The organism is Rubrivivax sp. A210 (genome assembly GCF_904426505.1).
Lineage (GTDB): Bacteria > Pseudomonadota > Gammaproteobacteria > Burkholderiales > Burkholderiaceae_C > Rubrivivax.
On sequence record NZ_CAJGBN010000017.1, the window covers coordinates 34,873 to 46,775 of the forward strand.

The following is an 11,903-nucleotide window of genomic DNA, read 5'->3' on the forward strand; positions in this document are numbered from 1 at the left end:
TTGCGGCAATGACTGTATGGATATACAGTCTTTCGGGTGATGCCCGCCCCCGCCCCCGCAACCCGCCTTTCGCCCCACGCCGCGCCCGCCGCCCTGGCCCGTGGCGCGGTGGCGCGGGCCGCGCCCGAAAAATCTGCACCGGCCAGAGCCGCACCCGAAAGCCTGCACCCGGCGCTGTGGCGCGCCCACCAGCTCGGCCGCCAGCAGCAGGCGGTGCATGCCAGCGGCTATGCCGAACTCGACGTGCAATTGCCTGGCGGCGGCTGGCCGGCTTCCGCGCTGACTGAGTTGCTGCTGCCCCATCCGGGCGTCGGTGAACTGCGCCTGCTGGCGCCGGCGCTGGCGGCCGTGCAGCAGGAGCAGCGCAGCCTGCTGTGGCTGGACCCGCCGGCCGCGCCCTGCGCCTGGGCGCTGGCGGCGCTGGGGCTGGATCTGCGGCGCCTGGTCATCGTGCGCTCGCGCCAGGGCCGGTTGCCGGTGGCCGATCTGCTGTGGGCGCTGGAGCAGGCGCTGGCCAGCGGCCATCTCGGCGCCGTGCTGGCCTGGTTGCCGGCGCGGCTGCCGGCCGATGCGCTGCGGCGGCTGCAACTGGCGGCCCAGGGCCACGACGGCCCGGCCTTTCTGCTGCGCGGCGACGAGGCCCGCCTGCGCCCCAGCGCGGCGCCACTGCGCCTGGCGCTGGCCTGCGCCGGGCCCGACGAGCTGCGCCTCACCCTGCTCAAGCGCCGCGGCCCGCCGCTGGCCCAGCCGCTGCGGCTGGCGCTGCCGCCGGTGCTGTCACCGCCGGCCCTGGCGCGCGCCCTGCGCGGGGCCGCGTCTGCCCATCATGCTGTGGCTGGCGCTGCACCTGCCTCTGCTCTCGCTTGAGGCCTTCGGCGCCACGCTCGCGCCGGCGGCGCGCGCTCGCCCGGCGGCGCTGATCGCTGAGAACGTCGTTTGCGCCGTCAACGCGGCCGCGGCGGCTCGCGGCCTGCGGCCCGGCATCCGGCGCGCCACCGCGCTGGCGCTGGCGGCCGATCTGCTGCTGGCCGAAAGCGACACCACGCGCGATGCCGCCGCGTTGCAGGCGGTGGTACACGCGGCGCTGGCCTTCACGCCCATGGTCGCGCTGCAGGACGGGCAGACCGTGCTGCTCGAGGTGCAGGCCAGCCTGCGCCTCTTCGGCGGCCTGGCAGCGCTGCGCCAGCAACTGCTTGACGCGCTGGCGCCGCTGGGCCACCGCGTGCAGATGGCGGCCGCGCCCACGGCCCTGGGCTCGGCGCTGCTGGCGCAATGGGCGCCGGCCGGGCGCGGCGATCTCGTGCTGGGCGCCCAGGCCACCCATTTGCCGGCGCTGCAGGCGCTGCTCGATGCCGCTCCGGTGGGCCTGCTCGGCGCCGGCCGCGAGCACCAAGAGGCGTTGCAGGGCATGGGCCTGAACACGCTGGCCGAGCTGCGCGCGCTGCCGCGCGGCGGCCTGGCGCGGCGCTTCGGCGAGGGCCTGCTCGACGAGTTCGACCGCGCCTGCGGCCGCAAGCCCGATCCGCGCCTGGCCCTTGAGCCCACGCCCACTTTCGACAGCCGGCTCGAGCTGCACGCCCGTGCCGACAATGCGGCTCAGCTGCTGCATGCCGGCGCGCTGCTGCTGGCGCGCCTGCTGGCCTGGGCGCGGGCGCGGCAGGCGCGCGTGGCCGGCTTCACGCTGCGCATGCTGCACGAGCGTCATCGCGACGCGCCCGTGCCGGCCACCGAATTGCATGTGGCCCTGGCCGAGCCTTCGCTGGACCCGGCCCATCTGCAGCTGCTGTTGCGCGAACGCCTGGCCCGCCTCACGCTGGCCGCGCCCACGCTCGAACTGCAATTGCACTGCAGCCGGCTCGCCACCGGCGCCGCGCCCAATGGCGAGTTGTTTCCCAGCGCGGCGGGCGCCGCCGAAGGGCTGCTGCGCCTGCTCGAACGCCTGCGTGCGCGGCTGGGCGACGACCAGGTGCTGCGCCTGGTGGCGGTGGCCGACCACCGCCCCGAACGCGCCAGCTGCGCGGTGCCGGCACTGGGTGGTGGCCATGCGGGCGGGCCTGGGGGCGTCCAAGGTGGCGCGAAGGAGGGGCCGCCAGCGCCATCGGCGCTGCCGCTGCACCGCCCGGCCTGGCTGCTGCCCACGCCGCAGCCGCTGGCCGAGCGCGAGGCCCAGCCGCTGTTCGAAGGCCGGCCGCTGCAACTGCTGAGCGGCCCCGAGCGCATCGAGACCGGCTGGTGGGACGGCGATCTGGCCGTGCGCGATTACTTCATCGCCCAGGCCGCCGATGGCGCGCTGCTGTGGGTCTACCGTGGCCGCCTCTCGGCCGACGCAGTGGGCCTGGCCGCCTCCGCTGCGGCGGCGAACTGGTTCTTGCAGGGGCGCTTCGGCTGAAGGCCCGGCCGGCCGCGGGACTGGTGCGGGCGGTGGCAAACGTCATACCAACGATGCCTCAGGGCGCGGGGGCGGGCCGGAAGGCCCGGCGATAATCCGGCCATGACGATCTTCTACTGGGTCATGGGCGTTCTCATCGTCGGAACGCTGGTCCCCTCGGTGTTCTTCCTGCTGATCTATGCGTTCACGGGGCGCGACGAGGCCGCGCGCCGTGCCCGCACGCTGTGGAATGTCACGCGCGTCTTCGCCTTTCTGGGCATCGACATCCTCGTCTGGGGCCACCTGATCGTCGCCATCTGGCAGATGTGGCGCAGCTGAGCGCCTGGGCGGCTCGCGACGCCGCGGTCGATACACTCAACGCCAACGCAGCCCGGGATCACCGCATGTCCAGCTATGTCGAAGGGGCCTTGGTCAAGGACGAGAGGCTGGTCCACGTCGGCCACATCAGCCTGTGGTCGCTGTGGCATCTGATCGGCCTGGGCCTGCTGCTGCTGCCGGTCTTCGGGCTGGGCCTCGTGTTCCTGGCCGTGGCCCATGTGCGCTTCAAGTCCACCGAGCTGGCGGTGACGACGCGGCGCGTCATCGTCAAGCACGGCTTCATCCGGCGCCAGACGGTGGAGGTCAACCTGTCCAAGGTCGAGAGCATCCAGGTCGACCAGGGCATCCTGGGCCGGATGTTCGACCATGGCACGCTGGTCATCTCGGGCACCGGCACCTCGCATGCGCCGCTGGCCGGCATCGCCGCGCCGATGGCCTTCCGCCGCGCCTTCATCGAGGCCCAGGACTCTGCCAAGAGTGGCGTGTGAAGGCCTGCGGGAGCGGCGTGCCGCTCCCGCCCCGGGCATCAATCGTCTTCGGAGCCTTTCGCGCCATCGGCCTTGCGTGGCTTGAGGCCGATGACCGTGCCTTCGCGGCGCAGGTCGGCGCCGCCGTACTGGCGCCCGCTTTCGAGGTCGATCACGATGCCCTGCACCGAGCCTATCGGGTTGAGGCAGCCGTTGCTGCCGGGGGCTCCCAGCCCGGTGTGGCCGAGGGCGCGCAGCGCGTCCTGCGTGGCGATGCTGAACCTGGGCTGCATGAAGGCCTCGACGCCCTCGCAGCTGATGCCGCCGGCGGCACTGGTGACCGACAGGCGCGGCGCGTTGATGGCCTGCTGGATCGACATGCCGTGGTCGATGAGGTTGAGCGTGACATTGAGCACCGAGTTGATGATGGTGGCGCCGCCGGGCGAGCCATAGGCCATCACCGGCTTGTCGCCGCGGAAGACGATGGTCGGCGCCATCGAGCTGCGCGGGCGCTTGCCCGGGGCCACGTCGTTGGCGCCGGGGTTGCCGGTGGCGGCATTGGCGGTGGGCGTGAAGTTGAAGTCGGTCAGCTCGTTGTTGAGCAGGAAGCCATAGCCCGGCACCGTGATGCCCGTGCCCCAGGTGGCCTCGATGGTGGTGGTGTAGCTCACCACATTGCCCCACTTGTCGACCACCGTGTAGTGGGTGGTGTGCGAGGGGCGGTGCTCGTCGGTTTCGTCGGCGGCCAGGCGCGTGGCCTTGTTGCCGCTGAAACTGGCGTCATAGGGCAGGGGGTTGCCGGCGGCGGGCGTGGCCATGCGCGCGCTGGTGTTGATCAAGGCCGCGCGTGTGGCCACGTAGTCGGGGTTCAGCAATCCGGCCTTGGGCACATGGACGAAGTCCTCGTCGCCCATCCACACGGCGCGGTCGGCAAAGGCCAGGCGCATGGCCTCGGTCATCGCATGCAGCGTGGCCGGGCTGCCGAAGCCATAGCCGCGCGCTGCATCGCCGATGGGAAAGCCCTGCAGCATCAGCAGCATCTGGCCCACCGTGAGGCCGCCCGACGACGGCGGCGACATCGAGGTCACCTTCCAGCCGCGGTAGTCCACCTGCACCGGCTCGCGGATGACGACGCGGTAGTCCTTCAGATCCTGCAGCGTCATGCGGCCCGCGCCCTCGGCCGCCACCGGCGAGCGCGAGCGCTGCTGGGCGGCGACGATGGCCTGGCCGATCTCGCCGCCATAGAAGACGCCCGGGCCCTGGCTGGCGATCAGGCGCAGCGTCCTGGCCAGATCAGGCTGCTTGAGCACGGCGCCGGTGGCCAGCGGCACGCCGCCGGGACGGAACACGGCCGCGGTCTCGGGCTGGAAGCTGGTGCGCCCGCCGTCATTGGCGATGTTGGCGGCCAGGAAGCGGTTGATCGCGAAGCCGTTCTCGGCCACCGCGGCGGCCGGCGCGATGGCGTCGGCCAGGCGCGTCGTGCCCCAGCGCCTGAGCGCCAGGTCGACCGCGGCCAGCGTGCCCGGCACGCCCACGGACAGGCCGCTGGTGGAGGCCACCCCGAAGAGCTGGGCCGGCGCCACGCCGCTGAGCAGGAACTGCGCGGGCGTGGCCGCGGCGGGGGCCTTTTCGCGCGCATCAATGGCGAAACTGCGCTTGTGGCGGGCCAGGTGGACCATCATGAAGCCGCCGCCGCCTATGCCCGAGAACTGCGGCTCGACCACGTTGAGCATGAACTGGATCGCCGCCGCGGCGTCGATGGCATTGCCGCCGCGCGCCAGCACGTCGGCGCCGGCCTTGGCTGCCAGCGGATGCGACACCGAGACCACGCCGCCGCGGTAAGCCTGGCCATCCCAGGCCGGCGCCGGCGGCACGGCTTCGCTGGTGGGTGGCAGCGTGATGCCGGGCGGCAGTCCCGGCGTGGGTACGGTCTCGTGGGCAAAGGCGGTACACAGGCCAGCGGCGGCCAGTGCGGCGAGGCTGCCGCGCAGGCCGCGGCGCATCAGCGCAGGGATCACGGGATTCATGGGTGTTCGTCTCCGGTGGATTCTTTTCGTCGTGCCGGTTGGCACGGCGTGCATTCAAGCACCGGCCGCCGGCCTTGTCTCTCCCGCACTGCGGTGCCGTGTCGGCTGTGGGGCTTCATCAGGCCCCGCTGACCCGCCAGACGACATCGCCCACGTCGTCGGCCACCAGCAGCGCACCGTCGGCGGCCAGGGCCACGCCCACAGGGCGGCCGTAGGCGTGCTTCTCGTCGGGCGCCAGAAAGCCGCTCAGGATGTCGCGCGGCGGCCCCGCGGGCAGGCCCTCGGCAAAGGGCACGAAGACGACACGGTAGCCGGCCAAGGTGCTGCGGTTCCACGAGCCGTGCTGGCCGATCACCATGCCCGGCCCATAGCCTGGGAGACAGCCCGCCGGCAGCCAGCACAGGCCCAGCGAGGCGGTGTGGCCGCCCAGCGCGTAGTCGGGCCTGAGCGCGCGTGCCACCAGGGCCGGGTCTTGCGGCACGCGTGCGTCCACCGTGCGGCCCCAGTAGCAATAGGGCCAGCCGTAGAAGCCGCCCTCGGCCACCGAGGTGAGGTAGTCGGGCGGGGTCTCGTCGCCCAGGCCGTCGCGCTCGTTCACCACTGTCCAGAGCTTGCCCTGCACCGGCTCCCAGGCCATGCCCACCGCATTGCGCAGGCCGGTGGCGTAGGGGCGGGTGCGGCCGGTCTGCAGGTCCAGCTCGACGATGCAGGCGCGGCCCAGTTCCTCGTCCATGCCGCCGTCGGCGATATTGGTCAGCGAGCCCACGCCGGCGTAGAGGTGGCGCCCGTCGGTGCTGGCCAGCAGGCTGCGCGTCCAGTGGCCGCCGGGTTTGAAGCGGGCGAGCTGGCGGCCCTTGCCGGCCAGGCGGGTGGCGCCGGGCGTGTAGTCGTAGGCCACGATGCCATCGGTGTTGCCGATGTAGAAGCTGGCATCCACGAGCGCCATGCCGAAGGGCTGGTGCAGGCCTTCGGCGAAGGCCGTGCGCGTCTCGGCCACGCCGTCGCCATCGGCATCGCGCAGCAGCGTGATGCGGTTGGGGCTGTCGCCGATGGCCCCGGCGCGCTTCATCGTGCTGCTCATCGCGTGCTCGAACAGCGTGCGCGGCCGGCCCTCGCTCTGCAAGGCCTCGGCCACGGTGATGTCGCCATTGGGCAGGCGGTAGAGCCAGCGCGGGTGCTTCAGGCCGCTCGCGAATGCGTTGACCCTCAGGCCCGGTGCGGCCTGCGGCGTCTGCCCCGCGGCCCAGCCCTGGGCGGTGGGCATCTTGAGCGTGGGGATGCGTCCCTGCGGCCTGGCCTCGGGGATGGCCGGCTGGCTGCCGACGGCCTGAGGCCCGGCGTCGCCGCGCAAGCGCCGCCAGCGCAGCGCGGCGTCTCCCACCAGCGCCACCGCGCTGGCCAAAGCACTGGTCTTGCCCATGCCAATCTCCCGGCAGTATGAAAGTTAGTCTTATCTCCGCGCAGGCCCATGCCATCGCCGATGTCGCCCGCGGCGCCGATCCGCGCCGCAGGCGCTTCGGCAGTGGCCGCCGAAGCCTCGACCAGCGAGGGCGGTGCGGGTCTCGCCATCGCCGGGGCATGCTAGTGCGGAGCGCTGTGATCCCGAGCCCGTTGGTCTCAGTGTTTGCGATAGCGGCGCAAGTGTTGACTCTGGTGTGAAGCGGCCGGGATACTGGCCCGCTGGGCTCCGCCCGCGAGGGCCTTGCCGGGATGCGGCCCTTCGCGTCCAGGTTCAACCGCCCTCTTGCCCCCTGAGGAGACAGCCTTGAAGCACACCCTCATTGCCTTGGTCATGGCCCTCGTTGCCGCAGCCCAGCCGGCCCTGGCCGATTCCGTCAAGGTGACGCCGCTGGGCGGCGTCGACGGCGAGTTCTGCCCGCAGGATCGCGCCCTGGTCTTCGAAGATCCCAATGGCACGCGCATCCTCTATGACCCGGGTCGCACAGTGGCCGGCGCGGGCGATCCGCGGCTGGGCAAGATCGACATCATCCTGGTTAGCCACATGCACGGCGACCACGTCGGCAATGCCCACGCCAAGGCGCCCAACTCAGGCGCCTGCGACAAGCCCGACGCCTCGGTCTCGGCCCTGCCCAACACCAGCGCCGTCAACATCGCGTTGGCCAAGAAGGCCCGCATCGTCACCGGCAGCGAGATGCCGGCCTTCTTCGCCGCCAAGCTCAGGGCCAATGGCGGCGACCCGGCCAACTCCGTGCTGGCCCGCTTCGGCGGCAGCGTCACGATCAACGGCGTGCGCATCGCCACGGTCAACGCGCTGCACAGCAATGGCGTCGACCCCGACTTCATCGGCGGCGACCTCGGCCGCATGATGAAGGAGGCCGGCATCGCCGGCGATGTCGGCATGGCCACCGGCTACGTGCTGCGCTTCAGCAACGGGCTGGTGGCCTATCTCTCGGGCGACACCGGCATCACGGTTGACCAGGACACCGTGCGCAACCACTACGCCGCGCGCCTGGCGGTGATGAACATCGGCGACGGCTTCACCACCGGCCCGGGCGAAGCCGCCTACGTGATCAACAACCTCGTCAAGCCGGCGGCGGTGATTGCCTCGCACGCCAACGAGGTCGGCACGGTCGGTGGCAAGGTACGCCCCGGCAGCAAGACCGAGACCTTCATCAAGGCCGTCAAGGTGCCGGTGCATGTGCCGCTGTCGGGCAAGACCATGGAGTTCGACGCCGACGCCCGCTGCACGGCCGGCTGTTGAGCCTCAGCCGGATCGGTTGATGAAGTCCGTCGCCTGGCCCGATGGCAGGGCCGGCTTCCGAACCCTCAGCCGGCCCACTCGGCCGCCCGCGTGAAGCGCAGCTGGGCCAGGGCCTGCGGCGGCAGGCGCCGGCGCAGCAACCTGGTGGCCACCAGCGCATAGGGCGCATCGACGACGCGAAACAGCAGCAGCGAGCCGGCCCCGGCCGCGTTCAGGCGCACCGTGGTGAGCCGCGCGCCGTCGCAAGGCGGGCCGCTGCGCAGCGTGCCCACGACGTTGAAGGCCAGGTGCTCATCGGACAGCAGGCAGCCGTCGGCATCGACGATCTGCGCCGCATAGACGTCGATGTTGGCCACGCCCGCCTCGCACATCGCCGCATGCAGGGCACGCGTCATCAGCGGCACTGGCGTCTGGCGCAGCGCCGGCAGCATGGTGCCGGGCCGGGCCGAGGCGCGCAGTCGCAACGGCTGCAGCGGTGGCGCCTCAAAGGCGTGGCCGGCAATCCAGTCGCGCTGCGCGTCTTGCGCATCGACGGCTTCCAGTGTCAGCGCGGCCGTGCGCTCGCCGGCGGCCACAGCGCCCTCGATCAGGTGGTACATGGGCGGCGGGCCCGCTATACGGCGCCAGGCCGCGGGCGCAGCGAGCGCGCGACGGCGTCCCAGGCCTGCACCGCCTCGTCCTCGCCCCAGGCCGGCGCGGGCCAGCGCTCCGGCGGGCCTACGGGCTCGGTGTCCAGCGCCAGCGTCAGCAGCGGCGTCGCCAGCGAGGGTCGTGGCCGCGACGACTCGGCCGAGAACTTCTGTACCGTGCGGCCGTCCAGCTTGGCCTGCGTCAGCAATTCCTCGCCCGCCATGCCGGCCAGCGTGAGCGGGCCGCGCCGCAACGTGCGCGGCGTGCCGGGCATGGCGCGCGCCAGCAGCGGCAGTTTGCGGTCCCAGCGCTGCAGCAAGCCGGGCTGGGCGTTGGCCGCCATCGCATCGATGCGCAGCGAGAACAGCAGATCGGCGTGCGCCGTGTGGCGGTAGTTCAGGTTGGCGATTTCCTGCACATGGTCAGCCGCCAGGCGCAGCGGGCCCAGGGCCAGGCCGGGCCCGGGCGCGCTCTCGGTCGCGGGCGAGGCCAGCTGTGTGGCCAGCGCCAGCAGACGCTGCTCGGCTTCGTCGGGCGCGACGCGGTAGCTCTCGGCCTCGAGATGGGCGATGGCCGTGCCCACCAGGCAGAAGACCTCGCTGCGCAGCACATGGGTGAGCTGCGGGTCTTCATGGGAGCGCATCAGATGGGCACGGCCACCCGGCTGGGCGCGCTCCAGCACCAGCATGGGCCGGCTCAGGGCCTGGTGGCGCGCCTGGCCCAGCGCCCTGACGCGCTGTTGCACGCGTGCCGTCCAGGCCGCCGGCGAGGCCTGGGTGGCCAGCAGCGTCAGGCGTACCTGCGGTGCCTCAGCGTCCAGGCCGAAGTAGAGCGTGGCCTCGCTGCCTTCGAGGATCTCGAAGCCGGCGGGCAGGGCTATCAGGTGACGGCCGGCGGCATGGGTCTTCATCTGGGGGGCTTCCGATGGGTTGGCGAAGCGCCGGGCTGCGGCCACGGCAGGCAGGGCAGAGGCCGCCAGCAGCGCAGAGAGCAGACGCCGCCGTCCGTGTCCGCTCATGCGCCCGCTCATGGCTTCTTCGCCGTCGCGGCGATGCGCGTGATGGCGTACAGCGTCGCGCGCTGCACTTCGGCATTCTTGTAGGCCGGCTCGTGGCCGAATCCGGTCATCGCGAACTGCTGCTTCACGGCGCCCTGCAGCCGCGGCGCGCGGCCGGAGCTGGCCGGCACCGTGCCGTCGCCGCTGCCGTCCTGCTTCTCGCAGTGCAGTTCCCAGTAACTGGTCTCGTAGACGGTGGATCCGAAGCCGAAGGGCGAGGCGATGAATTCGGTTCGTCCGCCCACGTACATCGTGGCTGAACCATCGTGGCGCACCTGGGTTGGCGACAGGGCCGTCACCTCGGCGGCCGAGGGTGCCGGCTTGTCGTCGGGCCGCAGGCCTTGGGTCAGCTTCCAGGTCACCTTCTCGAACGAGCCTTGTTCCGGATCGACGCCATAGATGACGTAGCTGTTGCCGTGGTAATTGCCGGCAATCGAATCATGAAAGGCCTCGGCCTTGTCGACGTTCTTCTGAAAGCCGGTCCAGCTGATGGGCGCGCCGCCACTGGGCTTGAGCCATTCCTCGCGCACCAGGCCCCACCAGACATCCTTGCGGCGGTAGATCTCGCCATAGGGGTCGGCAGCGGGCCGCGCCAGCGCGGGCTGGCTGGCCTGGGCCACGCGCATCCAGCGCGCCGTGTAGTCCTTGCTGGGCAGCAACTGCAGCGCGCCGGGCGCCTGCGCGAAGACCGCCGTCACCTCCTGGCCGTCGCTGCCGATCACCAGGCCGGCCGCGTAGTCCTCGTCGCCCATGCCGACCTTGCAGCGGCGGTAGGCCACCGCCGCGCCGACGGCCGGCATCACGCCGTGGACGATGCCGGCAATCTTGACCGCCATACCCGGCAGGCCGGCGCAGGCACGCGCCACCAAGCCGCCCATCGAGTGCGTGACCAGCAGCACCTGCTGGCACCAGAAGGGGTCGCGGTCGTACTGCTCGATGATGCCGTCTATGCTCTTGGCAAGTTCCTGGGCCGCCAGCTGGTTGGAGGCCAGCCAGTTGTAGCCGCAGGCATGGACCGGCATGTGATAGCGGGCGCGCGCCAGCAGGTCGTCTGTCTTCAGCGATTCGAAGCCCAACTCGGCGCCGAAGGGCTGGCCCTTCAGGCCCATCTTCACGCCCGGGCTCAGCTTGGGCTTGGCGCCGGGCGTCGGCAGCGGGCCTATCGTGGCCTCGGTCTGGTGGAAGTCGCGCCAGAGAGCCGGATTGGGGTTGAGCTGGTTGAGGTGAACCTCGAGCCAGACCAGGAAGTCCTTGTAGCTGGTCTCGCCGACGCTGCCCCAGCCGCGCCGGCGCACCGCCGCCTTGTCGCCGATGCTGGTCACCGCCGGCACGTCGCCGTCCGGATCGACCTCGACGCGGTCCGGGTGCAGCAACTGCTGGCGTTCGCCCGGGCCCTTCATCGCGGTGCTCCACAGCAGCCCCAACGGTTGGCCGAAGGTTGCGTTGAGCCGCCACACCGACTTGCCGGTGGACTTGCTGCGCAGGTTGGAACCCATGATGCCGGGCACAAAGACCACCGGCAGCACGCAGGGCCGTACGACGAACTTGACGAGGTCGGTTCGGGCCGTCGGCGTCAGCGCCCACAGCGAGGCAGGCGTGCCGTCGGGGTCCGGCGCCGCATACCGGAAGCGCTCTTCCTCTGCAGCCATCAAGTCGACCGCACCAGGCCCAGGAAGCGCACCCGCACGACCAGGGGGCTGGCATCATCGACACGCGGAAGGCGGCCCTGGTCGTCAGAGACGCCGCTGAGGCGAGACCCGTCGGACTTCAATACCTCGTAGCGTGCCGGGCCCAGCGGCTCGCCTGCGTGGTCGACGAACTGGAACTGCTCATCGAAGGTGATGGTCTCGTCGCTCAGTGGGTCGGGGGTCGGGTCTAGCAGGCCGATTGCGATGGCTTCGCCGAGCTGGGTCATGCGGTCGATGGCTGGGCGCGGTGGCCACGGGCAAGATAATGGGTTCAGTGTAGCGTCCGCCTCGGGTTGTCCCGCAGGGGCGTCCTGTCGGTGCTGGGCGGGCTCAGGGGCTGGGCCCGGCAGCCGCGCGTACACCTTGCCAGGCAGCCTCTTGTGCCAGGCATCACCGGATGCTGTGCTCTGAAGATATTTTCGCGGGGGTGTTGACAGGCCCCGAAACCGATGTCATAGTTCAGGGCTTCGCTGATCACTAACAAGTCAGCGCCGCCCAAGCCGCAAGGTGGAAGGCGAAGTTCTTTAACAATCAACAGCCGATAAGCGTGGGCGTTTGAAGGCGAGTGCCAGATGTGTTGGTGACAATGCATCAGGTCTCATGAC

General features: G+C 71.3%; 11 protein-coding genes. 5 read left to right on the plus strand and 6 right to left on the minus strand.

The window, feature by feature from the left end:
- The first annotated feature begins 39 nt into the window (after positions 1–39).
- The 4 genes from imuA to JMV16_RS12945 all read left to right on the plus strand — a co-directional run bounded on the left by imuA (position 40) and on the right by JMV16_RS12945 (position 3,195).
- Complete coding sequence (imuA, locus tag JMV16_RS12930; RefSeq protein ID WP_201494696.1) at positions 40–867, plus strand: translesion DNA synthesis-associated protein ImuA; 828 nt, start codon at positions 40–42, stop codon at positions 865–867.
- A complete protein-coding gene (locus JMV16_RS12935) occupies positions 827–2,389 on the plus strand; it encodes a Y-family DNA polymerase (protein WP_201494697.1) in 1,563 nt (520 codons plus the stop codon). The genes imuA and JMV16_RS12935 overlap by 41 nt, the downstream gene beginning before the upstream one ends.
- A gap of 102 nt (positions 2,390–2,491) precedes the next feature.
- Complete coding sequence (locus JMV16_RS12940; protein ID WP_201494698.1) at positions 2,492–2,707, plus strand: hypothetical protein; 216 nt, start codon at positions 2,492–2,494, stop codon at positions 2,705–2,707.
- 65 nt (positions 2,708–2,772) lie between these two features.
- Positions 2,773–3,195, plus strand: a complete 423-nt coding sequence (locus JMV16_RS12945; RefSeq protein WP_201494699.1) for a PH domain-containing protein — start codon at positions 2,773–2,775, stop codon at positions 3,193–3,195.
- Positions 3,196–3,233: 38 nt separating this feature from the next.
- Here JMV16_RS12945 and ggt read toward each other — a convergent pair whose 3' ends face one another.
- Positions 3,234–5,201: a gamma-glutamyltransferase gene (ggt, locus tag JMV16_RS12950; protein ID WP_236580501.1), complete on the minus strand. Its 1,968-nt coding sequence runs from the start codon at positions 5,199–5,201 to the stop codon at positions 3,234–3,236.
- 118 nt (positions 5,202–5,319) lie between these two features.
- Positions 5,320–6,621, minus strand: coding sequence for a PQQ-dependent sugar dehydrogenase (locus JMV16_RS12955; RefSeq protein ID WP_201494700.1), 1,302 nt, complete (start codon positions 6,619–6,621; stop codon positions 5,320–5,322).
- A gap of 345 nt (positions 6,622–6,966) precedes the next feature.
- Here JMV16_RS12955 and JMV16_RS12960 point away from each other — a divergent pair, with 345 nt between their 5' ends.
- Positions 6,967–7,923 (plus strand): MBL fold metallo-hydrolase, encoded by a 957-nt coding sequence (locus tag JMV16_RS12960; RefSeq protein ID WP_236580502.1) that lies wholly within the window; start codon positions 6,967–6,969, stop codon positions 7,921–7,923.
- A 65-nt stretch (positions 7,924–7,988) separates the two neighbouring features.
- Here JMV16_RS12960 and JMV16_RS12965 read toward each other — a convergent pair whose 3' ends face one another.
- The 4 genes from JMV16_RS12965 to JMV16_RS12980 are packed head-to-tail and all read right to left on the minus strand — an operon-like array spanning position 7,989 to position 11,525.
- On the minus strand, positions 7,989–8,522 hold the full coding sequence (locus JMV16_RS12965; protein WP_201494701.1) for a hypothetical protein: 534 nt from the start codon (positions 8,520–8,522) through the stop codon (positions 7,989–7,991).
- 14 nt (positions 8,523–8,536) lie between these two features.
- The gene (locus JMV16_RS12970; RefSeq protein ID WP_201494702.1) at positions 8,537–9,571 is read right to left on the minus strand and encodes a T6SS immunity protein Tli4 family protein; all 1,035 of its coding nucleotides are present in this window, start codon (positions 9,569–9,571) and stop codon (positions 8,537–8,539) included.
- 8 nt (positions 9,572–9,579) lie between these two features.
- Complete coding sequence (locus tag JMV16_RS12975) at positions 9,580–11,259, minus strand: esterase/lipase family protein (protein WP_201494703.1); 1,680 nt, start codon at positions 11,257–11,259, stop codon at positions 9,580–9,582.
- On the minus strand, positions 11,259–11,525 hold the full coding sequence (locus JMV16_RS12980) for a hypothetical protein (protein WP_201494704.1): 267 nt from the start codon (positions 11,523–11,525) through the stop codon (positions 11,259–11,261). Before JMV16_RS12980 ends, JMV16_RS12975 begins: the two co-directional genes overlap by 1 nt.
- Between the last annotated feature and the right edge of the window lie 378 nt (positions 11,526–11,903).